The 25664-nt window shown below is 73.8% G+C and carries 24 protein-coding genes; 12 read left to right on the top strand and 12 right to left on the bottom strand.

The window, feature by feature from the left end:
- Positions 1 to 38: 38 nt before the first annotated feature.
- Positions 39 to 866, bottom strand: coding sequence for an alpha/beta fold hydrolase (locus OG823_RS33130; RefSeq protein WP_371484024.1), 828 nt, complete (start codon positions 864 to 866; stop codon positions 39 to 41).
- 283 nt (positions 867 to 1149) lie between these two features.
- Positions 1150 to 1701, bottom strand: coding sequence for a TetR/AcrR family transcriptional regulator (locus OG823_RS33125; protein WP_371484743.1), 552 nt, complete (start codon positions 1699 to 1701; stop codon positions 1150 to 1152).
- 332 nt (positions 1702 to 2033) lie between these two features.
- On the opposite strand from OG823_RS33125, the gene OG823_RS33120 reads away from it, so the two are divergent.
- Both OG823_RS33120 and OG823_RS33115 read left to right on the top strand, forming a co-directional pair.
- Positions 2034 to 2969: an aldo/keto reductase gene (locus OG823_RS33120; RefSeq protein WP_371484022.1), complete on the top strand. Its 936-nt coding sequence runs from the start codon at positions 2034 to 2036 to the stop codon at positions 2967 to 2969.
- Positions 2970 to 3093: 124 nt separating this feature from the next.
- A complete protein-coding gene (locus OG823_RS33115; RefSeq protein ID WP_371484021.1) occupies positions 3094 to 3417 on the top strand; it encodes a DUF2316 family protein in 324 nt (107 codons plus the stop codon).
- 109 nt (positions 3418 to 3526) lie between these two features.
- Here OG823_RS33115 and OG823_RS33110 read toward each other — a convergent pair whose 3' ends face one another.
- On the bottom strand, positions 3527 to 5413 hold the full coding sequence (locus tag OG823_RS33110; protein WP_371484019.1) for an arabinofuranosidase catalytic domain-containing protein: 1887 nt from the start codon (positions 5411 to 5413) through the stop codon (positions 3527 to 3529).
- Between the two features lie 501 nt (positions 5414 to 5914).
- On the opposite strand from OG823_RS33110, the gene OG823_RS33105 reads away from it, so the two are divergent.
- The gene (locus tag OG823_RS33105) at positions 5915 to 6913 is read left to right on the top strand and encodes a zinc-dependent alcohol dehydrogenase family protein (RefSeq protein WP_371484018.1); all 999 of its coding nucleotides are present in this window, start codon (positions 5915 to 5917) and stop codon (positions 6911 to 6913) included.
- 120 nt (positions 6914 to 7033) lie between these two features.
- On the opposite strand, the gene OG823_RS33100 is transcribed toward OG823_RS33105, so the two are convergent.
- Entirely contained in the window at positions 7034 to 7864 is an 831-nt protein-coding gene (locus tag OG823_RS33100) for a LysR family transcriptional regulator (RefSeq protein WP_371484016.1), read from the bottom strand.
- 68 nt (positions 7865 to 7932) lie between these two features.
- On the opposite strand from OG823_RS33100, the gene OG823_RS33095 reads away from it, so the two are divergent.
- A complete protein-coding gene (locus OG823_RS33095; protein WP_371484015.1) occupies positions 7933 to 8844 on the top strand; it encodes an NAD(P)H-binding protein in 912 nt (303 codons plus the stop codon).
- A 222-nt stretch (positions 8845 to 9066) separates the two neighbouring features.
- A complete protein-coding gene (locus tag OG823_RS33090) occupies positions 9067 to 9330 on the top strand; it encodes a hypothetical protein (RefSeq protein WP_371484013.1) in 264 nt (87 codons plus the stop codon).
- A 123-nt stretch (positions 9331 to 9453) separates the two neighbouring features.
- Here the strand turns inward: OG823_RS33090 and OG823_RS33085 are convergent, their stop codons facing one another.
- The gene (locus tag OG823_RS33085; RefSeq protein WP_371484011.1) at positions 9454 to 10791 is read right to left on the bottom strand and encodes a toll/interleukin-1 receptor domain-containing protein; all 1338 of its coding nucleotides are present in this window, start codon (positions 10789 to 10791) and stop codon (positions 9454 to 9456) included.
- A gap of 25 nt (positions 10792 to 10816) precedes the next feature.
- Positions 10817 to 11230 (bottom strand): hypothetical protein, encoded by a 414-nt coding sequence (locus OG823_RS33080; protein ID WP_371484010.1) that lies wholly within the window; start codon positions 11228 to 11230, stop codon positions 10817 to 10819.
- 119 nt (positions 11231 to 11349) lie between these two features.
- On the opposite strand from OG823_RS33080, the gene OG823_RS33075 reads away from it, so the two are divergent.
- Positions 11350 to 11574 (top strand): hypothetical protein, encoded by a 225-nt coding sequence (locus OG823_RS33075; RefSeq protein ID WP_371484008.1) that lies wholly within the window; start codon positions 11350 to 11352, stop codon positions 11572 to 11574.
- A gap of 665 nt (positions 11575 to 12239) precedes the next feature.
- Here the strand turns inward: OG823_RS33075 and OG823_RS33070 are convergent.
- Both OG823_RS33070 and OG823_RS33065 read right to left on the bottom strand, forming a co-directional pair.
- Complete coding sequence (locus OG823_RS33070; protein WP_371484007.1) at positions 12240 to 13148, bottom strand: aminoglycoside phosphotransferase family protein; 909 nt, start codon at positions 13146 to 13148, stop codon at positions 12240 to 12242.
- A 163-nt stretch (positions 13149 to 13311) separates the two neighbouring features.
- The gene (locus OG823_RS33065; protein ID WP_371484006.1) at positions 13312 to 13761 is read right to left on the bottom strand and encodes a MarR family winged helix-turn-helix transcriptional regulator; all 450 of its coding nucleotides are present in this window, start codon (positions 13759 to 13761) and stop codon (positions 13312 to 13314) included.
- Between the two features lie 155 nt (positions 13762 to 13916).
- On the opposite strand from OG823_RS33065, the gene OG823_RS33060 reads away from it, so the two are divergent.
- Complete coding sequence (locus OG823_RS33060; RefSeq protein WP_371484005.1) at positions 13917 to 15374, top strand: MFS transporter; 1458 nt, start codon at positions 13917 to 13919, stop codon at positions 15372 to 15374.
- A 219-nt stretch (positions 15375 to 15593) separates the two neighbouring features.
- On the opposite strand, the gene OG823_RS33055 is transcribed toward OG823_RS33060, so the two are convergent.
- Positions 15594 to 16622: a LacI family DNA-binding transcriptional regulator gene (locus tag OG823_RS33055; protein WP_371484003.1), complete on the bottom strand. Its 1029-nt coding sequence runs from the start codon at positions 16620 to 16622 to the stop codon at positions 15594 to 15596.
- A 372-nt stretch (positions 16623 to 16994) separates the two neighbouring features.
- Between OG823_RS33055 and OG823_RS33050 the strand changes: the two genes are divergently transcribed.
- The gene (locus tag OG823_RS33050; protein ID WP_371484001.1) at positions 16995 to 17855 is read left to right on the top strand and encodes an SDR family oxidoreductase; all 861 of its coding nucleotides are present in this window, start codon (positions 16995 to 16997) and stop codon (positions 17853 to 17855) included.
- Positions 17856 to 17915: 60 nt separating this feature from the next.
- Here OG823_RS33050 and OG823_RS33045 read toward each other — a convergent pair whose 3' ends face one another.
- Positions 17916 to 18200, bottom strand: coding sequence for a hypothetical protein (locus OG823_RS33045; protein WP_371484000.1), 285 nt, complete (start codon positions 18198 to 18200; stop codon positions 17916 to 17918).
- Positions 18201 to 18763: 563 nt separating this feature from the next.
- Between OG823_RS33045 and OG823_RS33040 the strand changes: the two genes are divergently transcribed.
- From OG823_RS33040 to OG823_RS33030, 3 genes are all read left to right on the top strand, one after another.
- Positions 18764 to 20206, top strand: a complete 1443-nt coding sequence (locus OG823_RS33040) for a cytochrome P450 (RefSeq protein WP_371483999.1) — start codon at positions 18764 to 18766, stop codon at positions 20204 to 20206.
- A 194-nt stretch (positions 20207 to 20400) separates the two neighbouring features.
- Positions 20401 to 22014, top strand: a complete 1614-nt coding sequence (locus tag OG823_RS33035; RefSeq protein ID WP_371483997.1) for an MFS transporter — start codon at positions 20401 to 20403, stop codon at positions 22012 to 22014.
- A 561-nt stretch (positions 22015 to 22575) separates the two neighbouring features.
- On the top strand, positions 22576 to 22776 hold the full coding sequence (locus OG823_RS33030; protein WP_371483995.1) for a hypothetical protein: 201 nt from the start codon (positions 22576 to 22578) through the stop codon (positions 22774 to 22776).
- 472 nt (positions 22777 to 23248) lie between these two features.
- On the opposite strand, the gene OG823_RS33025 is transcribed toward OG823_RS33030, so the two are convergent.
- Entirely contained in the window at positions 23249 to 23626 is a 378-nt protein-coding gene (locus OG823_RS33025) for a YrdB family protein (RefSeq protein WP_371483993.1), read from the bottom strand.
- Between the two features lie 301 nt (positions 23627 to 23927).
- Here OG823_RS33025 and OG823_RS33020 point away from each other — a divergent pair, with 301 nt between their 5' ends.
- Complete coding sequence (locus tag OG823_RS33020) at positions 23928 to 24569, top strand: hypothetical protein (RefSeq protein ID WP_371483990.1); 642 nt, start codon at positions 23928 to 23930, stop codon at positions 24567 to 24569.
- Between the two features lie 97 nt (positions 24570 to 24666).
- Here the strand turns inward: OG823_RS33020 and OG823_RS33015 are convergent, their stop codons facing one another.
- Entirely contained in the window at positions 24667 to 25209 is a 543-nt protein-coding gene (locus tag OG823_RS33015; protein ID WP_371483988.1) for a GNAT family N-acetyltransferase, read from the bottom strand.
- Positions 25210 to 25664: the final 455 nt, after the last annotated feature.

Genomic DNA, 25664 nt, shown 5'->3' with positions numbered 1-25664 from the left:
TCGACTCCTCGGCGGACGATCGGCCGTGGTGCACCGGATCAGCCCTTGAGGAATTCGAGCAGGTCCTGGTTGAACCTCTCCTTGTCCCCGGGAACCAGGGCGATGCCGTGGGAGCCGCCCTCGTAGACCTTGAGTGTGGCGTCGGGGATGATCCGGGCGGACTTGCGACCGGTCGCGTCGATCGGCACGACCTGGTCGTCGTCGCCGTGGACGATCAGGGTCGGGATGTCGAACCTCGCCAGGTCCTGGTGGAAGTCGGTGAACGCGAAGGCGTCGACACAGGCGACACCGCCCTGGAGGGTCTCGGCCATGGCCATGTACCAGAAGGCGTCCTTGTTTCCCTGGGTGGCCCTGCTGCCCTCCCGGTCGGCGGAGAAGAACCCGACCGCGGTGTCCTTCCAGAACTGGGAGCGCTCCGTGAGGATGCCGGCCTTGATGTCCTCGAACACGCTCCGCGGAACGCCCTCGGGATTGTCCGGGCCCTGCAGCATCAGCGGTGGGATCGCGGACAGCAGGACTGCGGACCTGATCCGCCCGGTGCCGTGACGCCCGACGTAGCGGGCGAGCTCGCCACCGCCCATCGAGTGCGCCACCAGGGTCACGTCGCGCAGGTCGAGACCGGTGATCAGGTCGTCGAGGTCGTCGGCGAAGGTGTCGAAGTCGTAGCCGTCCCAGACCGGGGTGGAGCGACCGTGACCGCGCCGGTCGTGGGCGATCCCGCGGAAGCCGGCGTCCGCCACCGCCTTGAGCTGGTCCTGCCAGGCGTCACCGTTGAGCGGCCACCCGTGGATGAACACCACGGGCCGTCCGCTGCCCCAGTCCTTGTAGAAGATCTCCACGCCGTCACGCGTTGTGCAGTAGGGCACGATGGCTCTCCTCGAAGCTCCGGCCGCCCGGACGAACCGCGCGCCCACGTGACCCGTCCGGGCCGGGGGACGAGGCGCACGGGGAGCCGCGCGTACGCGAGAGCGCGCGGCGCACCGTGGACGCGCACAGCCGTCAGCGGCATCTGATCCCATTGACCGGTACGCGGACGGAACCCGCATCTCGGGAGCGACGGACGCCCGTGCCGCGCCGCGCCCGTCCCACGCCCTGGGCCGCGCCCGTCACCGTCCCCCGGCGGGTCCCGCGCCTGACGAGCTGCCGGGGCTACCCGTCCGTCCGGGGCAGCAGGGCGTCGACGACGAGGTCGAGCAGTCGTTCGGTCTGCCCGGCGCTGCTGCCGGTCGCCGTCGACAGGACGACTCCGAGCAGCATCGCCGTGACGTCCTCGCGGTCGACGTCAGCACGCAGCGAGCCCGCTCGCGCTCCGGCCGCGAGGATCGTCCCGATCTCGGCGGTGATCCGCTCCCGGGTGGGTGGCGTGATCCGCCCGGAGGCCCAGCCGGCGCGGAGGGTGTCGATCATCCCGTGCTTCGTCGCGGCGAACCGCGCGTAGCGGTCCAGCCAGGCGCGGAGCGCCTCCTCGGGCGGGGACTCCCGGAGCAGCCCGGCGGCGCTCGTGGTCACCTCGTCCAGCTCGGCGGCGTAGACGGCCTCGACGAGTGCCTCCCGGGTCGGGAAGTGACGGTAGAGCGTGCCGATGCCGACCTTGGCCTCGCGGGCGATGTTCTCCAGCGGGACGGAGTCGTCGGCCGCGGCGAAGGCGGCTGCGGCGACGGCCACGAGGTGGTCGCGGTTGCGCCGCGCGTCCGCCCGCATGGGGCGCGGGGCACGCACGGGCGTCCCGACCTCGGCGCCGGCCGGTGCGCCGGCGGGAGCGGCCGCGTCGGAGGTGCCGTCAGCGGAGGCGGTCCCGTCGGAGGAATCGGGCGGGCCGGCGGGAGCGGCCGCGTCGGCGGAGGCGGTGGTTCTGGCGCGCACGGCCGCGTCGGCGGAGGCGGTGGTTCTGGCGCGCACGGGCGTGTCGGCGGGAGCGTCGGCGGGCGCCTGGTCCGGAAGACTCAAAGCGGAGGTACCTCCGGTAGTGCTAAAGTCGAATTAGCGGAGGCTCCTCCGCTTTCCTCATTCTCTCATAAGGCAGGCGCGTCGTGATGCCCTCCGCAAACCCCTCGCCCGACGCCACGGCCACGGGCGCCCCCCGCGCCGGGGGCCCCGGCCTGCTCGGTGCCCACACCGTCTCCCGCGTCGGCTACGGCGCGATGCAGCTCGCCCGCCTGCACGGCGACCGCGGCGCGGCCGTGGCGCTGCTCCGCCGTGCGGTCGAGCTGGGTGTCGACCACATCGACACGGCCCAGTTCTACGGCTCCGGCCTCGTCAACGACCTCCTCCGCGAGGCGCTGCGCCCCGAGGACGGCGTCCTCCTCGTGAGCAAGGTCGGCGCCGAACCCGACCCCGGCGGCCCGCACCCGTTCCGTCCCGCGCAGCGGCCCGAACAGCTGCGGGCGGGCGTCGAGGACAACCTCCGCGCCCTCGGCCTCGACCAGGTCCCGGTCGTGAACCTGCGGCGGCTGGACACCGGCCCGGGACTGCGGGCCTCCGGCGACCAGGACGTGGACTTCGACGACCAGCTCGCGGTGATGATCGCGATGCGCGACGAGGGCAAGATCGGCGCGATCGGCCTGAGCAGCGTCACTCTCGACGGCCTGCGCCGCGCCCTCCCGGCTGGCATCGCCTGTGTGCAGAACGCCTACAGCCTCGTGGCCCGCGAGGACGAGGACATGCTCCGGCTCTGTCTCGCCGAGGAGATCGCCTGGGTGCCGTACTTCCCGCTCGGCAGCGCGATCCCCGGGCTGCCGAAGGTGACCGACGAGCCGGCGGTCCGGGCCGCGGCACAGGCGCTGGGCCGCACGCCGGCCCAGGTCGGCCTGGCCTGGCTGCTCCGACACGCTCCGAACACGCTCCTCATTCCCGGGACGACGAGCATCGAACACCTGGAGGCGAACGTCGCCGCGGGCACGGTCACGCTCGACGACGCGACGCTCGACGCACTCGACGCCGTACCCACTCGTCGGGCGACCATCGGCTGAGGCCGCACCCGGATCCCGGCGCCGGCGCCGGCCCCACGCAACCGCAACCGCAACCACCGCCACCGCCACCGCCCAGGAATGCCGGAACGGTGCCGGCGGAACACCGACACGGAACGAGGTCACCGTGACGCTGAACGACACCGAACGCCGCCGAACGAGCCGGGAGCTGAAGGCCGACCTGGCCCTGTCAGGGCTGACGCCGCAGGAGGCCGCCGCCGATCTGGGCTTCACGGCGCAGCGGTTGCTCTTCACCCTCGACGTCTCCCCCGGCGCCGATCCGGTCGACGTGTGGCAGCTGCACGACTACCTCGTCCGGGCCGCACAGGACGCCGGTCGTTCGCCCGCCCCCGCCACCGTGCTGACCGAGCCGGCGCGGTTGCTCGCCCGTAGGTGGTTCCGGCTGCGTGAGGCCCCGCGGCACGACTTCGGCTCCCGTACGCTCCGCTGATCCCCGGTCGGGCCGGTGCCCGGCCCGACCTCCGTCACGGCGAGGGCCCGGACACCGCACGCGCGGTGTCCGGGCCCTCGTGGGCGGTGCGTCGCGCCAGCCCCCGGTGTCAGCTCAGTGCGAACTTCTGGGAGGCGGTGCCGTTGCAGTCCCAGATCTGCAAGCGGGTGCCGTTGCCGGTCGCCCCGTTGGGAGCGTCGAGGCAGCGGCCGGACTGCGGGTTGCGCAGCGAGCCGTCCGCCTGCTGCACCCACTTCTGCCCGCCGATGCCGTTGCAGTCCCACAGCTCGACCTGCGCGCCGTTGGCCGTGCCGTTGCCGACGATGTCCAGGCACCGGCCGATCGTGCTCAGCGAGGTGTCGGCGTTGTGCGTCCAGTGCTGGTCCAGGGCGTAGGACTGGCAGTCCCACAGCTGGACCGCCGAGGCGTTGGCGCCGCTGTCGTCGGCGGCGACATCCACGCACTTGGCGCCCGGCGCACCGATCGGGCTGCCGCCGTTCACGGAGAACTTCTGCGCGGCGGCGCCGTTGCAGTCCCAGATCTGCAGACGGGTGCCGTTGCCGGTCGCCCCGTTGGGAGCGTCGAGGCAGCGGCCGGACTGCGGGTTGCGCAGCGAGCCGTCCGCCTGCTGCACCCACTTCTGCCCGCCGATGCCGTTGCAGTCCCACAGCTCGACCTGCGCGCCGTTGGCCGTCCCGTTGCCGACGATGTCCAGGCACCGGCCGATCGTGCCCAACGACCCGTCGGCGTTGTGCGTCCAGTGCTGGTCCTCGGCGTAGGACTGGCAGTCCCAGAGGACCACGGCCGAGCCGTTGGTACCGGTGTCGTTCGCCGTGACGTCGGCGCACTTGCCGCCCGGTCCGCCGATCGTGCCCTGGGGCCCGTTGGGGACGTTCGTCTGGCCGGAGTACCCCACCGCGACGATGTTCGCCTGGACGGCGTTCTCGGCGGCGTCGGTCGGGTAGCCGGAGACCATCACGCCCTCGAAGAAGGTGCCCATGTTCCAGTTGCTGTTGTCACCACCGGTGCCCAGGATGATGCCGCCCTCCTGGTGCATCGGCAGGTAGCCGCCCCGGGTCGGCAGGGAGCCGTTCCACCAGGTCGACAGCGCGCCGGTCTGCGAGTTGCCGCCCTTCAGCGCGTAGGTGGTCTGCCCGTTGTTCTTCAGGACGGCGGTGACGTACGGGCTGTTGTTGCCCGTGTTCGCGGTGTTCGAGCCGTTGTTGCCCTGGAACATGCCGTTCTCCAGGTCGGCCTCCACCCAGGGGCCGGAGCCGGTGCACGGGGCGAAGTAGCACGTGGTCGCGATGCTCACGGCGTCCATGTGGCCGTTGCCGGTGTCGGCCGCCGTGCTCTCCGCGTTGCCGTAGTCGAAGCAGCAGTCAGCGCCGACGTGGGTGCCGCTGGCGACCATGTACGCGCCCTCGGCCTGGCCGTTCACCGCGACGCCGGACGCCGCGCCGTGGGACCGGTAGCCGACCCCCGGGGAGATCCAGATGCCGTAGACCTTGTGCCCGCCGGCCGTCACCGAGAGCTCACTCGCGTCCGCGCCCCGGTCCGCGCCCATCCCGGCGGTGCCCGCCGGCCCGGGGTAGAGGTCGTTGTGCCGGGAGGTCTGGTCGTAGATCTTGTTGATGCGACAGGTGGTGCCGGCGCAGAAGGTGTCCTGCTGGCCGGCGTTGGCGTAACCGCCCTGGGCCAGCAGTCCGATGTCCGAGGTGGCGCCGTCGGAGACGCGGGTGACCTGGTAGAGCGGCCCGTTGTAGGCGGAGAAGACGGCGCGCACCGTGCTGTGCGCGGCGACGCACGGTGTCCCGGCCCCGGCGTAGATGTCGCACGGAAGTGAGCCGGCGGCCTGCGAGACGCCCGGCATCCCGATCAGGGCGCCCAGGACGAGCCCGAAGGTCGCCACGGCGGACAGCAGAGCCCTGCGGTACCGGCGCGCCGCGCCGAAGCCGGGGGCAGATCCCCCGACGGTGTACCAGTTCTTGCGCATGACGTGCTCCTCTGGTGGTGGTATGGAGCTACAACTTGCCTGTAGAGCGGCCAAGTTCGTGTGGCCAGGCAGCTGAACCGGAAGTTACGCCCGGCCATCGAGGGTGTCAATATTTGTTGCTTTTATTTCTTTACAACCTTGTAGAGAGGTCCAGATTTGTGCGTTTCTGTAGTAGTGACTGATGACCACTCAGCGGACGGACCGACAGGACCGCGCGGCGGCAGGCCGGCTGGAGCGCTCGGGCGGACGATCGGGTGGACGGCCGGCGGCCGACGGAAGCCACCTGCGAGCGGGCGGAGGCCACCTGCGAGCGGGCAGAGGCCGGAAGGCGATGAACTTCTCCGCGACCGCCCGGTGCACTGCGTCCGCGCGGGAGTCGGGATCTGACCCCATAGAAATATGATGAAACACCCGGTTTGACAGTCACTGTCCTTTTGGCTTGGCTGATCGACGGCGATGCGCCCTTCGCGTCGCCGTCACCGGTCGGTAGGGGGATGTGTGATGGCCAAGACGGTGCTGTTCCATGAACACGGCGGGCCCGAGGTGCTGCGGCTGGAGGACGTGGAGGTCGGCGGCCCCGGCCCCGGGGAGCTGCTGATCCGGGTGCACGCGATCGGGCTCAACCGCGCGGAGGCGCTGTTCCGCGACGGCAACTACATCGAACCGGTCAAGGAGTTCCCCGCCCGGCTCGGCGCCGAGGCCTCCGGGGTGGTCGAGGCCGTCGGCGCGGGGGTACGGGGCTTCGATGTCGGCCGGCCGATCAGCGTGGTGCCCGCGTTCTCGATGAACGACTACGGCGTCTACGCCGAGAGCGCGATCGTTCCGGTCGGCGCCGTGCTGCACCGCCCCGACGGGCTGGACGCGATCGAGGGCGCGGCGGTGTGGATGCCGTATCTGACGGCCTACGGCGCGTTGGTGGAGACCGGCGGGATGCGCCCCGGGGACACGGTCGTGCTGACCGCCGCCTCCAGCAGCGTGGGCCTGGCCGCGATCCAGATCGCGCGCCGCGTCGGGGCCGTACCCATCGCCACCACCCGTAGCGCGGCCAAGCGGGAGGCGCTGCTCCGGGCGGGCGCGGCCGACGTGATCGTCACGGACGAGGAGGATCTCGTCGAACGCGTGCTCGACCTGACCCGGGGGCGGGGCGCCGAGTTCGTCTTCGACGCCGTCGCGGGCCCCGGCGTGGTGAGCCTGGGCAAGGTGGTCGCCCCCGGCGGCACGCTCTTCGTGTACGGAGCCGCGAGCGGCGAGGTGACGCCCTACCCGGGGTTCGAGCTCGGCATGCCCGCACTGAACATGCGCACCTACACCGTCCACGAGACGACCACCGATCCGCACCGGCTGCGCCGGGCCGAGGCGTTCGTCTCCTCCGGGCTGCGCAGCGGCGCCCTGCGGCCCGTGGTGGACCGTCTCTTCGGTCTGGACGAGATCGTCGAGGCGCACCGCTACATGGACACGGGTACCAAGGTGGGCAAGATCGTCGTCACCGTGGACGCCTGAGCGTCCCCTTCACCTGCCGCCGGGCCGGTGGGCCGGCCGGACGTCCGGCCACCCCACCGGTCCACCCCACCGGTCCACCCCACCGGTCCACCCCACCGGTCCACTCCACCGGCCCGCCCGTCACTCTCCACGACCCACGTCGGGCACCTCGCCCAGCGTCCGCAACGCCACCGCCAGGAAGTCGAGCACCCGGGGCTCGCTGCAGTCCTCCGCCACGACCACGCAGCTCTCGACCGGCTCGGCGTCCGCCAGCGTGTGGTGGACGAGGTCGGGGCGGGAGTACGAGAGCGCCACGCTCAGGGGCACCATGGCGATCCCGTGTCCCACGGCGATGAGTTCGAACTTCTCCTCGACGGAGGAGGTCCGCCGCGACTGTGCGTCCAGCACGAGCTCACCGTCGAGATCCGCCAGGACCAGCTCCCGGCGCCCGGCCAGCCGGTGGGTGGTGGGCAGGCAGACGACCCTCGGCTCCGCGCCGACCGGCACGGCACGCAGCCCGGTCTCGTCGAACGGGCGACGCAGGTATCCGAGATCGGCCCGACCGTCCCTCAGTGGCGCGTCCTGCTCCCACCAGTTCAGGCGGAACAGCTCGATGCCGACCTCCGGCCGGACGGCGGCGAACGCGCGGACCGCGGGCGACACGTGCAACCCCGGCGCGAACGCCACGACGAGTCTCTCGACGCCCCGGGCCACCTCGTTGACACGTCGGACAGCCGCGTCCACGGTGGCGAAGACCGCGCGCGCCTCCTCCCGGAGCGACTCGCCGGCGGGCGTGAGCTGCACGCTGCGGGTCGTGCGGAGCAGCAGCGTGCACCCCAACTCCTGTTCGAGCGCGCGGATCTGCCGGCTCAGGACGGGCTGCGCGATGTAGAGCTGCTCGGCGGCCCGGCCGAAGTGCCGGTGCTCGGCGAGCGCGGCGAAGTACCGCAGCTTGCGCAGGTCGAGATCCATGCCCCCAGGGTATCAATCGGCGTCAAGAGGTATTGGACGCCCGCGCCGGAGCGCCGCAGGCTTGACCCATGATCGTCATCACGACGCCCACGGGCGACATCGGCAGCCAGGTACTCGGAGCCCTCCTCGACGGCGCTCCCTCTCACGGGCAGAAACTCCGCGTCATCGTGCGCGACCCGGATCGGCTCCCCGGCCCGGTCCGCGAACAGGTCGAGGTCGTGGCCGGCTCCCACCGCGACGCCGACGTGGTCGACCAGGCGTTCGCCGGCGCGAACGCCGTTCTGTGGATCGTGCCGCCCGACCCGCGGGCACCGAGCCTCGAATCCGCGTACCGCGGATTCACCCGGGCCGCCGCCCGGGCGTTCACCACCCACGGTGTCGGGCACGTGGTCGGTGTCTCGGCGCTCGGCCGGGGCACGGCCCTCGCGGATCGCGCCGGGCTCGTGACCGCCTCTCTGGCCATGGACGACCTCGTCGCGAGCACGGGCGTGGCCTACCGGGCGCTCGCGAACCCGTCCTTCATGGACAACCTGCTGAGGCAGGTGCCGTCGATCCGCGACGCGGGGGTGTTCACCGACACCGTCGCCGCCGACCGGAAGGCGCCGACGGCAGCCACCCGGGACATCGCCGCGGCGGCCGCCGGGCTGCTCCTCGACCGCTCCTGGACGGGCGTCGGCAGCGTGCCGGTCCTCGGCCCGGAGGACCTCTCGCCGGACGACCTGGCGCGCGTCGTCTCCGAGGTGCTGGGCACACCCGTGCGTTACCAGCGGCAGTCGCTCGACGACCTCCGCGCGACGCTGGTCGGGTACGGCAGCGGCGACGCCTTCGCGGAGGGCATGGTCGACATGATGCGGGCCAAGGAGGCGGGCCTGGACGAGGGCGTGCGGCGTACCCGGGAGACCGCGAGCCCGACGAGCTTCCGCCAGTGGTGCGAGGAGGTGCTCGCACCGGCGGTGCTCGGCCGGACGACGGAGCGGTGACGCTGCGGAGAGCCCGCGCGGACGCGGCAGGGACGCGGCGGCTGCGAAGCACGGACGCGGTGGGGGCCGACCCGTACTGCGAGGTCTGAGCTCCGCCTCGATCCCCCGGCGTTGGCGGATCGTTGGTGATCGATTGGCGCCCTGCGGCAGGCTCGCGACAGACCAGGAGCGGACGGGCGACAGTGCGCGTCCGCTCCCCCGCACATCCGTCAGGAGCACCGCATGTGTCCCCTGCACAAGACCGCCGCCTCTCGCGGGCCGGCCGCCGGCACGGTCCGCGACGTGACCGGCCACCGCCCGAGCACGACGTGGGAGACCGGCCCCGGCGCGCTCGGCAGCCGTGACGACGACACCGCCTGGGTGCGCCGTACCGCCGGAGGGATCACCCGGCGCCACCACCCCTCCGCCAGGGGCCACGACGGCCGGTGGGCCATCACCCCCGGCAGAGCCACCGCCGTCCGCGTCGACGACTCCGTCGGCCGCTGACCGCCCTGACCCCGGTGGGCACACCCGGACGCGTGCCCACCGGGGTCGGAGCAGCCGGGGTCGGAGCGGCCGGGGTCGGAGCGGCCGGGACGGGCGGCGGCCGGCCCCTCCGGAGTGCGGCCGTCAGTCCTGCCCCGGCTCCGGGCCCGCGAGCTCGCGGACCAGTTCCGCCACGATCTCCGCCGCCGTGGTCTGGTAGAGCGCCCGGTACTGGACGGAGTCCCACGGTTCAGGGATCCGCATCCGCTGCAGGGCCACCGGAACGACCCGCGCGGTGCCCTCCACCGACGCCCGGTAGAGGCGGTCGGCCTCCATCCGGCACCACTTGCTCTCCCAGTAGTCGGGTGACAGCAGCAGAACACCGACGGCGCTCGCCGAGAGGCCGTCGGACAGCTCGGTCATCCAGTTCTCGCCGGCTCTGATCGCCCCCTTCGTGCGGTAGTCGAACACCTTCTGGAAGGACGTGTTCAGCAGGGCGCTGAACTCGGCCGCCACGGCGCTGTCCTCGCGTGCGTAGCTCAGGAACACCTGCTCCTTGCGGAGTCCGGCGGACGCGAAGTACTCGACCGCCTGGCGGTCGTCGCTGACGTAGCGCGGCGGCTGGCCGATCACCTTCAGGTGGGTCCTGAACAACGGCTCCAGGCCGTCCTGCGTCTCCCAGCGGAGCAGCGCCTTTCGGTGGCCGACCTCCGAGACGCCGAACAGGCCCTCCTCCATCGACTGCGACTGCGCCGCGGCGAGGCCGTGGCGGAACGGAAGCAGGGGAACGCCGTGCCCCAGCACGAAGCCGGCCGCGACCTGCACCGCCGGGTGGTCGAGCGCCATGACCACCCAGTCCAGCCTCCGCAGCCGCGTCATCAGCTCCAGATCCAGCCGGGGCGGCCAGGGCAGGGGGATCGGCTCCCAGGCCCCGTCGTTCAGGGCCCGCTCCAACACCGCACCGCTCTCCGCCCTGCACTCGGGCGGCATCAGCATCCCCACCGTCCGGCTGTCGTGCGCCCGGGCGCTCTGCCGGATCGCCATGGTGGACCGCAACCGGTCGACGAAGGCCCGGTAGGCCCGGCGCACCCTGGCCACGAGCGCCGAGTCCTCCGCGTCCGCGATCTCCTGCGGGTCGTACTCGATCACCATGACGTCCGGAGGGGAGCGCAGCACCGGGCCGTAGCGGTGGTCGCAGAACACGATGGCGGGGCCCCGGCCGCGCACCGCGATGCCCAGTTCCAACAGGAAGTAGCGCGCTTCGTGCCGCAGCGCGGCGAGATCCCAGGGCTCCTGCGGATCACCCGGCAGCGGATAGACCCCGACGAAGCCGTCGGCGTCCCTGATCAGCCGCTCCAACCGGGTCGCGCTGGTGAACAGTCGCCCCTCGTCGACCCGGAACGCGACCTGCTGGACGTCGCTGATGATCCGCCAGAAGAACAGGTTGACGTCGACCGACCGGTACCGGTGGCTCAGGAACACGGTGGGCCGCCTGCCGGGCGACGGGTCAGGAGACATCCGGCCCCCGCTCGGGCGCTGCCGGCGGCGCCGCCGGCAGCCCGGACATGGTCAGCGCGTCCTGCTGGCGCAGGCGGGCGTACACCGCGTCCGAGGTGAAGCCGGCGATGAAGCCGACCGACAGCACGAAGAACAGCAGCCTTCTGGCCCCCGGGCCGGCCAGGATGTCCGGCGACGTCGCCAGCTGCGCCGACACGAAGAGGAGGAACGCCACCGCCCCGGCGGCCGTACCGAGGGCGGCCGCCCGGCCCCACTCCAGGTTGCTGTCCACCGACGTCCTGGTGATGGCCCCGGAGGTGGCGGCCAGCAGCGAGCCGAGGATCAGTGCGGTGATGTTCAGCGGTGCGCTCGCGGAGGCCGCGTAGGTCAGCGGGACGGTCGCCAGTCCGGCCAGCAGCAGCACCGTGCCGACCAGCAGGCGCAGCCTCGCCGAGCGGCCGTCCGCCCGCCGGTCGCGCTCGCGCTTGGTGCTCCTGGGCGAGTCGGCGCCGGTGCTGGCTCAGCAGGATCTCCACCACCGCCGTGCCGGCTCCCGGCTGCCACCCGGCGCCGAGAGCGGAGATCTCCTCCTCGGTCGCCTGGCTGCGGACCCTGCCGAGGGTCTCCCAGGCCTTGCGCGCATGCCCGCCGAACGCGGCCGGCGGGGCCAGCGGGATCCCGAAGGCCAGCCCGACCATGGCGGTCACCAGGGTCGTCCGGCCGCCGCCGATCAGGATCACGCCCTGGATCTCGCTCAACGAGCGGTAGAACGTGACCTCCCAGTCGGCCCCCGGCTCGTACCGGACGTCGAAGGCCTCCCGGTGGCGGAGCATCTCGGCGAAGTCCAGATGGGGATCGTCGAACGGCGGCCGGACCTGGACGGATCCGGCCCGGACCGGCGCCGCTGCGAGAAATCCGGTGACCACCCGGTGCTCCAGGAACCGCGGCGAGCTCGAATACACCATCAGATCGCAGCCGGCCGAGGCGAGTGCGGCTCCGATCTCCTCGGCGGCGCGGGCCGCCGGATCGTCCCCGTCCACCTCGCCGCCCGGCCCGGCCGCGCCGCGCGGTGCACTTCCCACCACCGCCACGACCGGTCTGCGTCCGGCTCCGCCCGGCCCCGCGGCCGCCGCCCCACCGGCGTTCCGCCCTGTCATCACAGCCATCTCCCCCACGCCGGCCCGCCCACTCGTCACCAGGTCTCACCGCACCTGCGCGCGCACCGCGCCGCCCGGTCCGAGCCTGTCGCCCGACCGGCCTCCCGCGCGCCGCATCACTGCACAGCATGCATGAACGGCAGGGTAGTTGGGTAGCGAACCGATCCCTTCCGCCCGGTCCGCGGCGGACTGCCCGGGGCGCCGCTGCGCCGCCGGTGCTCCGGTCGCACGGTGTACCCGACGGCCGCGACGGCCACCGGGTGGCCGGGTGGCCGGTCAGCCGAACTCCTCGTGGTCGGCGAGTACTTCCTCCAGTACGTGCCGGTTGAGGGCCGCCAGGTCGGGATCCGAGTCGACAGCCCGGCTGAGCACCAGCAGGGACTTCCACAGCGCCCAGCCCCGGGCCCGGGCCCAGGTGGCGTCGTCCTGGCCGACCGCCTCCCGGAAGGCCGCCCGGCCCGCGCCCGAGAAGAACCCCCACGCGATCACCAGATCGCAGGCGGGGTCTCCGACGCCGGAGGTGCCGAAGTCGATCACGGCCGTCAACTCCCCGGACCGCACCAGCAGGTTGCCGACCGCGACGTCGCCGTGGAACCACACCGGCGCACCCCGCCACGGCGCGCGGAGCGCGGCCTCCCAGACCGCCCGGGCCCGGGCGGTGTCCACGCGGCCTTCCAGCGCGGACAGGCAGTCCCTGGTCTCCTCGTCGTAGTGGGCCGGCGACGCTCCCCGGTACCAGCTGTGCGGGCCGGCGAGCGGGCCGCCGGTGGCATCGCAGCGCTGGAGCGCGAGAAGGAACCCGGCCACCGAGGCGGCGAACCGCGGCATGTCGGGAATGCCGGCCGACGCGGCCGTCTCCCCCGGCAGCCAACCGCGGACGGACCAGGGATAGGGGTACCCCTCGCCCGGGACGCCCCGGCCCAGGATCCGCGGCACCGCCACCGGCAGGGCCGGGGCCAGCCGGGGAAGCCAGTCGTTCTCCTTGGCGACCGCCGGAACGTAGCCGGCGGCGGTGGGCAGACGGGCCGTCATCCCGTCACCGAGCCGGTAGGTGCGGTTGTCCCAGCCGTCCACCTCCACCGGGGTGACGGGCAGTTCGCTCCACTGCGGGAACTGGGCCGAGACGAGTCGTTTCACCAGGGCGGCGTCGATACCGGCGCGACCGTCGGGCGGATTCGGGATCATCTCCCGATCCTCGCCCGGCCGTTCCGCCCCGGGCAACGGACTTTCGCGCGTCTCCGTCCCGCAGGGCCGGCCGGGCGGCCGCACGACCGGACGACCGGCCCGGGTCGCGACCGCGCCGCCCGTGCCCACCGGGAAGGGCCCGGCGGGACGGCGTCCGCACCGCTCAGGGGCGCGGCCAGGGGCGGCCGCCCAGGCGTTCGATGTCGGCGTTGAAGCGCCGGAGGCAGGAGGCGAAGACGGCGATGTCCTCGTCCGTCCAGTCGGCCATCACCCGGTCGAGGCTGTCGATCATGCCGGCCCGCTCCTCGTCCAGTATCCGGACGCCCTCGGCGGTGATCCGGAACTTTCTGGCCATCCCGCCCTCGGGGTCGGGGATGCGCTCCACGAGCCCGGCCCGCATCGCGGCGCCGGTCTGCCGGTTCAGCGTGGAGGTGTCCAGGTCGAAGGCGTCGCTGAGCTCGCCGATCGACATCGGTCCCTGGACGCGGATGCGGCTGAGCAGGATGTAGGCGCTTCGCTCCAGCAGGCTGTCCTTGCGGCGGCCGCCGCCCTGAAGGCCGTGGCGGCTGAGGAGCATCTGCTCGTACTCGACCTCGTGCGTGGGTCTGACCATGTCCGCGTGCCTCCTGACCCGCTGTCCGCGGGTCGTCTGCCGGCCCGCTCCATCGGATCCTCTCACGCCATTATGCGGCATACATTCTGTATGCATGATGCATAGACCATGTATGCTGCATCTCCTTGTCCGACAGACAGCTCAGGAGTTCTCCGATGGACGCCTCACCACGATCAGCAGCCGCCGGCGGTGTCGTCGCCACCCTGGCCTTCGCCGGCACGGTGGCCGCGATCATGCAGACCATGGTCACCCCGCTCATCGCGGAGCTGCCGCAGATTCTGAACACCACGGCCTCGAACGCCGCCTGGGTCATCACCGCGACCCTGCTCGTCTCGGCCGTGTGCGTGCCGGTCTCCGGGCGGCTGGGCGACATGCTGGGCAAGCGCCGGATGCTGCTGGTGTGCTCGGTGCCGCTGGCCGCCGGTTCGGTGGTCTGCGCGCTCGCCTCCTCCGTCGTTCCGATGATCATCGGGCGGGGTCTGCAGGGCATGGGCATGGGCATGGTGCCGCTCGGTATCGCCCTGCTGCGTGACGTGGTGCCGAGGGAGCAGCTCAGCTCGTCGATCGCCCTGGTCAGCGCCTCCATGGGCATCGGCGGCGGCCTCGGCCTGCCGATCGCCGCGGCGGTCGCCCAGTACGCCGACTGGCGGGTGCTGTTCTGGGGCTCCGCCGTGCTGGCACTGGCGGTCTCCGCGCTGATCTGGTTCCTGATCCCGGACGTGCCCGGCAGCGCCAGGGGCCAGCGCTTCGACCTGGCCGGTGCGCTCGGCCTCGGCGTCGGCCTGGTCAGCCTGCTGCTGGCGGTCTCCAAGGGCGCCGAGTGGGGCTGGGCCTCCGCGACGACCATCGGGCTGTTCACCGGCGCCGTGGTCGTACTGGCCGCCTGGGGCCTGTGGGAGCTCCGCGCCAAGGACCCGCTGGTCGACCTGCGCACCACCGCCCGCCCCCGGGTCCTGTTCACCAACATCGCCTCGGTCTTCGTCGGCTTCGGCATGTACGCCAGCATGCTGATCGTTCCCCAGCTGCTGCAGTTCCCCGAGGCCACCGGCTACGGGTTGGGACAGTCGATGCTCGCCGCCGGCCTCTGGCTGGCGCCCGGCGGCATCATGATGATGATCGTCTCCCCGCTCGGCGGGAAGCTCACCAACGCGCGCGGCCCGAAGGTCACCCTCATCAGCGGCGTGCTGGTGATCGCCGCCGGCTACGGCCTGTCGCAGGCACTGCTCGGCTCGGCCTGGGGGCTCATGCTGGTCACCATGGTGATCAACAGCGGTGTGGGCCTCGCCTACGGCGCGATGCCCGCGCTGATCATGAGCTCCACCCCGCTGGCCGAGACCGCGGCCGCCAACGGCTTCAACACGCTGATGCGCGCCCTCGGTACGTCCATCGGCGCCGCGGTGATCGGCACCGTGCTGTCCCAGATGAACACCACCGTGGGCGGCCACACCTTCGCCTCCGAGAGCGGTTTCCGCACCGGCCTGCTCATCGGGCTCGGCGTGGCCCTGGTCGCCGCGGCCGTCGCGGCCGTCATCCCCGCCCTGCAGAGCGAAGCGACGGACGACGAGCCGGTCGCGCCCGCCACCGCACGTGAGGCGGCCGTAGTCGAGAGCTGACCGCCCGAGGACGCCTCCGGGCACCGGGCCGCCGGGACGACTCCCCGCGCGCGCCGCAGGCGCACCAGGTCACCGGTGCGGGTGGCGACGCACCGACGCACCGGGTCACCGGACGGGGGAATGGCCCCGTCCGGTGGCCCGGTGCCGCGCGTCGGACGAGCTCCCGGACCGCCGCCCGGCAGCGCCCGCCTCCCCCCGACCGGCAGCACCGCGGCGAGGTCAGCCGGCGGCGGGGGGCGGCGCGCTCTCGCCGGATCCCCGGATGATCAAGCGGGTGGGAATCTCGATCCGGTGCGCCGGGGCGGTGTCCCCGCTGAGCCGGTCGAACAGCACCTTGGCCGCCGTCCTGCCGAGGGCCGCCGGATCCTGGGCGACGACGGTGAGACCGGGGTCGAGCAGGTCGGCCAGTTCCAGGTCGTCGAACCCGACCAGGGCGGGCCGGGCACCGAGCCGGGCCAGATGGTGCAGAGCCGCCAGCGTGACCCGGTTGTTCGCGGTGAACAACGCGGTGACGGGCTCCGGTCCGCCGGTCAGGCGGCTGACGGCGTCCGCGACGCGGGCCTGGTCGGTGGAACCGGTGGCGATCCACCGCTCGTCCACCGGCAGATCCGCCGCGGCCATCGCCTCCCGATAGCCGCGCAACCGCTCGGCGCTGGTGTAGATGTGCGGCAGGTCGCCGACGAAGCCGATCCGGCGGTGCCCGTGCCGGATCAGGTGGGCCACACCCTCGCGGGCGCCACCGACGTTCTCGCTGAGGATCGCGTCGGCCTCGATCCCGGGGGCGGGCCGGTCGAGGAACACCACAGGAGTGCCGGAGGCGATCTCGGGCAGCAGGTAGCCGTGGTCGGCGCCGGCCGGAACGATCAGCAGGCCGTCGACGCGGCGGGCGCAGAAGGCCAGGGCCAGCTCCTGTTCCCGCGCCGGGTCCTCGGCACTGGAGCCGGTGAACAGCAGGCAGCCCTCGTCCGCCGCCACGCCCTCGACGGCGCGGGACAGGGCGGAGGAGAACGGGTCGCCGATGTCCTCCAGCAGCAGCGCGATGCTCGCCGTGTGGCCGGTACGCAGCAGGCGCGCGCTGTCGTTGCGGCGGAAGCCGAGTTCGGCGATGGCCGTCCGGACCCGCTCGGCCATGGCCTGCGTGACACCGCTCTCGCCGTTGACGACGCGGGAAACCGTCTTCAGGCCGACCCCCGCCGAGGCGGCCACGTCCTTCATGGTGGGCCTGGTGCCGTGTCTGCTGGTCGTCATGCTGGGAGCATACGGCCAGGCGGGGGAGAGGAATCAACGGTGCCGCCGGTCCGGATGCGCAGCGCGGGCGCCGGCCGCGGAGCAACGGTCCGGGCCGCCGGCAGCCGGCCCCGGACGCCACCCGGTGGGCGGATCGGGCGCGTCGCCCGTACCCGCCGCCGGGGCCGCCTGGTAAGCATCGACAGGGGCGCCCCGACCGGCCGGACGGCCACCTGCCCGCACACCGCACACCCGCCTGACACCCGGTCGTCTCCCGCCCCGACCCGCGTCCCGACCTCCCGTGCGGGCCGACCTCCCCGGTCGTCCGCGGTCCCACCGACCTCCCCGAGATCCTCGGTCGTCCCGAGATCCCCCCAGACAGGAGACCACCCGATGGCACCCACCGACGCCACCTACGCCGTCACCGGAGCCTCCGGCCGCCTGGGCGGGCGGATCGCCCGCCTCCTCGCCGACGCGGGCATCCCCCAGACCCTGCTGGCCCGCACCCCCGAGCGGGCGCCCCGGCTGCCCGGCGCCGCGGTGGTCGCCGGCGCCTACGGCGACCACGACGCCGTCGTGGACGGGCTGCGCGGAATCGACCGGGTCCTGATGGTCTCCGCCTCCGAAGCGCCGGACCGCCTCCAGCAGCACCGCGCCTTCATCGACTCCCTTGTCGAGGCCGGCGTCGTCCACCTCGTGTACATCTCCTTCTTCGGCGCCGCGCCCGACGCGACCTTCACGCTGGCGCGCGACCACTGGCACACCGAACAGCACATCCGGTCCAGCGGTCTGGCCCACACCGTCCTGCGGGACAACCTCTACGCGGACTTCATGCCCGCCCTCGTCGGCGACGACGGGATGATCCGCGGCCCCGGCGGCACCGGGCGCGCCGCGGTGGTCGCCCAGGACGACATCGCGGCCGCCGCGGTCGCCGTCCTCACCCGTGCCGACGAACACGCGGGCGCCCGCTACGACCTCACCGGACCGCAGGCGCTCAGCCTCGCCGACATGGCCGACATCCTCACCCGGGCCACCGGCCGTACCGTCGGCTACGAGCCCGAGACGGTCGAGGAGGCCTACCGGTCCCGCTCGTCCTACGGCGCGCCCGACTGGCAGCTCGACGCGTGGGTCTCGACCTACACCGCGATCGCCGCCGGCGAACTCGACGGTGTCACCGACGCCGTCCCCCGCCTCACCGGGCGCCCCGCGACCTCCCTCGCCGACCTCCTGGCCCGGGGCGGCTCGGCCTACTGACGCCCGGCCGGGCGGCCGGGCCGGGCACCCGGGGGCCGGCCGTGGCCGCCGCCGGGGTCGTCACCGTTCGGCGGCGGTGACCGCGGCGTGCTCGCCCAACGAGGTGAGGATGTCCAGGAGCGCCGCCAGCGGCTGGTACTCCGGGCGCGCCGCCGGGTTCTCACCGTCGGCCTTGAGCGCCTCCCAGATGCCGCGGACATGGTCGAGAAGGGCCTCCCGGGCCTGGAACTGGGCGTCGAGGGCGGCCGCGTCGAGACGCCCCAGGCCGGCTCGGTCCAGTTCCTCCACCGCCTCGGCGATCGTCAGACCGGCCCGGCGGATGTCCAGCTCCCCACTCATGCCCATCAGCTGCGCTTCTCCCGTCGACCTGCGGATTCCTGTCGTGCACAGCGTAGGGAGCGACGGGCGGTCACGTGGGCATTCGAACGATCCCGACCCACCCGAATCGCCGAGGGCCCGAATCGCCGAGGGCCCGGGCCGCCGCAGGCCCGGGCCGCCGCAGGCCGGTGCCCGCGGGCGTGCCCCGGCGTACACGCCGGGTGCGCCGCCGCTGTGACGTGCCTCCCGCCGTACCACGGGTGCTTCGTGGCGCGCGGAGTTATGCCGGAGAGACCCCTCGCACGAGCGAACCGGTCCCGGACCGTGGCGCGCCGGGCCCGGGAGGGGGCAAAGCTGCTGCCAGCACCACCGGGCCGGCGCAGCGAGAGCCCGGCCCGACCGCCGCCGGTGGCCCGGTGGCCCGGCGACCCGGCCCCGGTCGGCCCGGGAGGCCCGGCTCGGGCCCGTGCCCTCCCCGTCCAGACGCCGAGCTGCCGTTCGTCGCACGCCGACCGCACCGACCGCCCGGCCCGACCACCCACGACGCCTTCCTCCCACGGCAGCCGCCGCATCACGACCCCGGAGACACCTTGACCACCGCGTTCCCTGACGAAGCCCCGCTCAGCCCGCCGCCCGGCTGCCCCGCCCACGCGAACCACGTCGGCGGAGTCGGCCCCGGTGGCCTCCGGCGGCTCTACGGACCGGAGGCCGAGGCCGACCCGAGCGGCCTGTACGAGACGCTGCGCGCCGAGCACGGCGAGGTGGCGCCCGTCCTGCTGCACGGCGACCTGCCGGCCTGGCTGGTCCTCGGCCACTCGGCGAACCTCACCGCGATGCGCACGCCCTCCCGGTTCTCCCGGGACTCCCGCCGCTGGACGGCGTTCCAACAGAACCTGGTCACCCCCGACTCGCCGCTGATGCCGGTGATCGCCTGGCAGCCGCTCTGCGTGTTCGCGGACGGCGAGGAGCACAAGCGGCTCCGGGGTGCGGTCACCGACAGCCTGAACCGCTTCGACCGGCGCGGCATCAGACGCTACGTCACCCGCTTCGCGGACCAGCTGATCCAGGACTTCGGGCCCGGTGGCCGGGCCGAGCTGGTGTCCCAGTTCGCCGAGCACCTTCCGATGCTGGTGATGACCCAGGTGGTCGGCATGCCGGAGGAGTACGGGCCCCGGCTGGTCGACGCCGCCCGGGACCTGATGAAGGGCACCGAGACGGCCGTCGCGAGCAACGAGTACGTCGTGGCGACCCTGCGCCGGATGATGGAGCGCAAGCGGGTGGCCCCCGGCGCCGACCTGGTGTCCTGGCTGATGCAGCACGGCGCGGGGCTCACCGACGACGAGGTGCTGGAGCACCTGCGGGTGGTGCTGCTCGCGGCCAACGAGACCACCGTGAACCTGATCGCGGACACCCTCAAGCTCGTCCTCACCGACCGGCGGTTCCGGGCCCACCTCTCCGGCGGCCACATGACCCTGCCCGACGCCCTGGACCAGGTGCTCTGGGACTCCGTGCCGATGTCGTTGGTCGCGGGCCGCTGGGCGACCGGCGACACCGAACTCGGCGGGCGGCAGATCAAGGCCGGGGACATGCTCCTGCTCGGCCTCGCGGCCGGCAACGTGGACCCGGCGGTCCGCCCCGACCTGTCGAAACCGCTCTACGGCAACCGCTCCCACCTCGCGTTCGGCGGTGGCCCGCACGAGTGCCCCGGCCAGGACATCGGCCGGGCGATCGCGGAGACCGGCATCGACATCCTGCTGACCCGCCTGCCCGACCTCCAGCTGGCCATCGCGGAGGAGGAGCTGACCTGGACCTCCGCGTGGATCTCCCGGCACCTGGTCGAGCTGCCGGTGCACTTCGCCCCGCGGGCCACGCCGGACGGGGCGCCGACGGTCACCGAAGGAGCCACCCGCGCGACCGCGCCCGCGACCCCCGCCGTCCGGACGGTCGGGGCCGGCGAGCCCGCCAGGCCGGCCGCCGTCCCCCCGCAGCGGCGCAGCTGGTGGAGCATCCTGACCGGGGGCTTCCGGCGCTGACGGCCGGCGCCTCGGCCTGGACACCGGCGAACCCGGCGGTGAGCGAGGCGCCGGGCGCCGCGAGGACTCGTCGGTGCTGCCGCCCCGCCCGTGCCGCACCCCCGTGACCGCGCGGCGGGGCGTCCGCCACCCGACCGGCGTAACCCCCGGGCGAGCCGATGAGCATCTCGCCGGGGCCGTGACACTGTGGCCGCATGACAGCCAACGCCGCGACGGGCCGGGCGGGGGCAGCCCGGACCGTCCTGCTGACGCTGGCCTCGGGGCAGTTCCTGATGACCCTGGACAGCTCGGTCATGAACGTGTCGATCGCGACGGTGGCCGACGATCTCGGCACGACGGTGACCGGGCTACAGGGCGCGATCACGGCGTACACCCTGGTGATGGCGATGCTCATGATCGTCGGCGGCAAGACGGGCGCGCTCATCGGCCGACGGCGTGCGTTCATGATCGGTTGCGTCATCTACGGCGCCGGCTCCCTGACCACCGCGCTCTCCCCCAACCTCACGGTGCTGCTGATCGGGTGGTCGTTCCTGGAGGGGGTCGGGGCCGCACTCATCCTGCCCGCCATCGTGTCCCTGGTGGCGAGCAACTTCGGCGTCGAGAAGCGGCCGGCCGCCTACGGTCTCGTCACCGCCGCCGGCGCCGTGGCCATCGCGCTCGGGCCACTCATCGGTGGTCTGGCCACGACGTACTTCTCCTGGCGCTGGGTCTTCGCCGGCGAGGTCGTCCTGGTGCTGGTCATCCTCGTCCTCGCGCGCAAGGTGGCGGACGCGCCCGCCGAAGCCGCCCAGCCCATCGACGTGGCCGGCGCCGTCCTCTCCGCGCTGGGTATCGGCGTTTTCGTGCTCGGGGTGCTGCGCTCCGGGGCATGGGGGTGGTTCCAGCCCAAGCCGGGTGCACCGTCCTGGCTGGGGATCTCCCTGGTCGTCTGGCTCATGCTGGCCGGCATGTTGCTGATCTGGCTCTTCTTCCGCTGGGAGGAGCGCATGGTCCGGCGGGGCAGGGCGCCGCTGGTCGCTCCCGCTCTGCTCAGGAACCGTCAGCTCACCGGCGGTCTGACGATGTTCTTCTTCCAGTACCTCGTCCAGATGGGCGTCTTCTTCGTCGTCCCGCTCTACCTGTCGGTGGCCCTGGGCCTGTCGGCGCTCACGACGGGTGCCCGGATCCTGCCGCTCTCCCTGACCCTGCTCGCGGCGGCCATCGGGATCCCCCGGCTGTGGCCGGACGTCTCACCCCGCAGGGTGGTCCGCCTCGGCATCTTCTCGATGCTGCTCGGCGCGATCGTCCTGCTGGCCGCCCTGGACTCGGACGCGGGCGCCGAGATCGTCACCGTCCCGCTTCTGCTGATCGGTCTCGGCATGGGAGCGCTCGCCTCCCAGCTGGGGTCCGTGACCGTGTCGGCGGTGCCGGACGAGGAGAGCGCGGAGGTCGGCGGGGTCCAGAACACCGTCACCAACCTGGGCGCCTCGATCGGGACGGCGCTGGCCGGCTCGATTCTGATCGCCGCGCTGAGCACGTCCTTCCTGGCCGCCGTCGACCAGAATCCGGCGATCCCGACCGAGGTCAAGAGCCGGGCGAGCGTCGAGCTCGCCGGCGGAGTTCCCTTCCTCTCGGACGCCCAGCTCGAATCCGCCCTCACCGACAACGGGGTCGCGCCGGAGACGGCGCAGACGGTGCTCGACGACAACGCCGAGGCCAGGCTCGACGGACTGCGGGCCGCTCTCGCCGTCCTCGCCCTCGTGGCCCTGCTCTCGCTCTTCTTCACTCAGCGGATCCCGGCGACGCAGCCGAGGTCGAAGACCTCCTGACCGGGGCGCCCGGGTATCCGCCTCGGCGCGCCACCGGCGGCCCTCGGACGGCTCACGACAGCGCGGCCCTCGAACGGCTCACGGCAGCCGGCGGAGCCGATCGCGCACCCGTCGGCGCCGGCCCACCCGCGTACGGCCGTGCCCGTGGGGACCGTGGGCGACCGCCGCCCGGGCGCGGCCGGGCTGCGCCCGGGCCGGGGCGCCCCTAGGGTCGTACTAGCAGAACGAGGAGGTCGCCTTGCCACACGACTGCAGCCCGAGAGACGGGATCCGATGCAGTCGCGGGCGAGGACGGCGCGAAGCGGGGTCGGCCGCCGCGGCCGGTCCGGGACCACCGACGGTCGCTCCGCGCGCGCGAGGTCCTCTCCGGTGGCACGGTGGGCAGCACACCCGCAGCACCCCACCGGGCACCGCCCCGGGACGGGCTCCGCGGCGAACCGCGGACGCGACGAACCGCAGACGCGAAAGCCCGCAGGCCCGGGACATCGAGAACCGTTCCACGCTGTACAACTACCAGCTCGCCGACGCACTCGGCCGCTGACGGCCAACCCTGGAGGCGCCATGAACACTCAGTCCGGCTCGAATCCGCCCTACGAGGGCATCACGCCCGACGCACTTCTGCACACCGGCGCCGAGGGCGAGGTCACGGCCGAGGACCTCGTGCTGGCCTCGGGGCGTGACCTCACCCCGGAGACCCTCGCCTGGGCGGAGCGCAAGCTGGCCGCCGAGGGAACCATCGCCATGGAGAAGCTGCTGCCCTGAGCAGACTCGGCCGGGCCGCCCTCCCCCGCCCACGGCTCACCGCACGCGCCCCCACGTGGTCAGGGCGCCACCCGGGGTCGGGGCGCCCGGCCCCCGGGGTCGGGGCGCCCGGCCGCGACCCGTATCGCCCCCGCGCCGTCGGAGCCCGAGGTGCTCCCCGACCCTCCGGTCCGGGCAGGTCGTCGAGGTTCCTCCCGTGCCGGGCCCGACAGGTGTCCACGGATCGGTCGCCGTTCGGCACCGGGGGGCCGGGGGTGAGAGGGTCTGGGCGGGCGGCCTCTCCCGACCCCGGGACGGGCGGGGAGGGGCCGCATCGGGGCCCACGGCCGGCGCAGCACCGCTCGGACGGCGGACGCCACCGCCCGGGGGCCGCCGCGGCCCGCCGGACGAGCCGGCGGCCCTCCGGATGCTCTCCGGCCGCCCGAGGCGCGCCGAGGATCGAAAGGCGCGGAGAACCGGACGGCGCCGAGGATCAGAAGGCGGTGTACTCCACCACGACGCTGAGCAGCGCGAGCCCGCCGAAGGCCAGGCCGAGGAGCGGGTGCCCGGTTGTGTACAGGGCGAGCGCCCCGGTGCCGAGGACCACCAGTTTCAGCAGGATCTCGGCCGCCAGCGGCAGCGGGAACTTCGGACCGCCGGCGGCGAGGAAGAGGCCCCAGACGATCGCCGCGGCGGCCGGGGCACCGACCGCGAGCAGCACCCTGACGGCCGTGCTGCCACCGGTCCGCGCTCCCCAGTAGCACAGCGCCGCCAGCAACCCGAGTTCCAGCGCGAACGCCAGACCTCCGTTGACCGCGCTGACCGGCGTCCAGGTACGGCCCGACACGGGCCCGGGTCTGACGATCCTCATGGTGCTGTCCCCGTTCTCCGACTGCAGACGACTGCAGAAGACTGCCGAAGCGCACCGGCGGCACGCCACGCGGAGTGTGACAGTGCGCCACCTCCCACGCAACAGCCGACGGCGAGGGCCTGTGCGCCGTGCACGTCCGGTCTCCGCTCCGTGACGGCGCGTCGGCGGGGCGGACCGGATCCCCCGCCACGGTCGTCCTGACCCGCGCCGGCCCGGCCGCCCCGCTGCCGGTCATGTCCCGGGCGCTCCGCGCTCGTTGGACACCGCGACGGGCCGCGTGGCCCGAACGGAGGGTGAGGCGATGAGCGAGCAGTGGCAGGACGGGCGCGAGCAGGAGGACCCGACGGACCAGCGGGCCGGGTGGGCGCGGCCCCAGCCGTGGCCCACCGAGGCCCCCGGGCCCGCGATCGCGGCCGCGCCACGGGCGGCGGGCCGGCGGCGGCGCTGGGCGGCGGCGCTCTCCGGGGGCGGCGTGCTGGTCGTGACGGCCGCCGTGCTGGCGATGTGCGCACCGGGCGGCGACGGCGCCCCGGCGGGCAGCGCGCCCGGGCCGGTGCCTCTGCCCGCCGCGTCCGGCCTGCCCCCGGTTCCGCCGCCGCCCTGGCTGAGTACGTCAGTGCCGGCCTCCCCGACGGCTCCCGCTCCGCCGCCGGCACCCGCCGCGACCGCCGAGCCGGAGGCCGAACCGCCCACCGCCGCTCCGGCTGCCGAGGACGCCGACGAGGACACCGGGCGGACGGAGCACCGGCCCGCTCCGCGGAGGCCGGCCCCCAAACCGGCCCCGGCACCCGTGCCCCCGGCCGGACAGGCCCCCGGCCGGGCGCCCGCCGGAGGGGGCGCGGCGCCGGGGGCCGCCGCGCTCTGCGCACAGGCGGAGCAGCTGGGCCGGTGGTCGGCCGGCTCGGCGCAGGCCGGGCTGTGCCGCGGCCTCTACGGGGGCTGAGCGCGGGCGGCAGTACGGACGGGCCGTACCGGCGCCGCCGCGGACGGACGGCAGAGGCGGCGCCGGGGGGAGCGGGCTCCGCGGGCGGGCCGACGGCTCAGAGCGTCTTGGTGAGCGTCTCGAAGCGCAGGTCGGGGCGGCGCGGGATGCCGAAGCGCTCGTCACCGTAGGGGAACGGCGAGTAGATGCCGGTCCGGCTGAAGCCGCGGCGCTCGTACCACTCGATCAGCTCGGTCCGCTGCTCGATCACCGTCATCTCCAGCGCCCCGACGCCCCACTCCTCCCGGGCGAGGCGTTCGGCCTCCGCGAGCACCGTCCGGCCGATCCCGCCGCCCTGCCGGCCCGGGCGGACCGAGAACATCCCGAAGTACGCGCGATCGCCACGGTGTTCCAGTTGGCAGCAGGCGAGGATCTCACCGGCCAGTTCGGCCACCAGCAGCAGGCCGTCGGTCCGGGCGATGACCTCGGCCACGCCGTCCGCGTCGGTGCGCCGACCGTCGAGCAGATCGGCCTCGGTGGTCCATCCGGCCCGGCTGGCCTCGCCCCGGTAGGCGGACTCGACCAGCTCGACCAGGGCCGGCACGTCGGCCGTGGTGGCCGCGCGGAAGGTGGTTCGGTCCTCGGACTGCTCGGGCGCCACGGTGCTCGGTCCTCTCGTCGTACGCAGCGGCCGGCACGGGCACCGGCCTCCCGGCATGGTGCCACAGGCCCGGACGCGCATCGGATGCAGGGCTTGTGACCTGGATGTTCGCCCCCGGCCGAGCGGCCCGACCGACCCCTTCGCCGCAGCCGTCGCCGCAGCCGGGCCCGCCCCGCCGCGCCCGCTCGCCGCGGCCGTCGCCGCCCCGGGGGCCACTGCGCCGGGCGGGCGTACATCCCAGCCGTTCAGGTGGGTCGGTGGGTACCGCCGACCGCCGACGGGTACCTGTCCAGCCCCTTCCGAGCGGCCGCGCCGATCCCGCGCGCCCCGTACCGAGGAGTTGCCCGTGCCCAGCAGACCACCCCGTACAGCCCGTCCGGACGCCGCCCACCAGGCCGCCGGCCCTCCCACCGCCGACCGGCCCGCCGTCACCTCTCCCGTCCGCACCTCGCCCG

Source organism: Kitasatospora sp. NBC_00315, from assembly GCF_041435095.1.
Taxonomy (GTDB): Bacteria; Actinomycetota; Actinomycetes; order Streptomycetales; family Streptomycetaceae; genus Kitasatospora.
The sequence above is the reverse complement of the archived record's forward strand: the minus strand, read 5'-3'. Positions and strand labels throughout refer to the sequence as shown.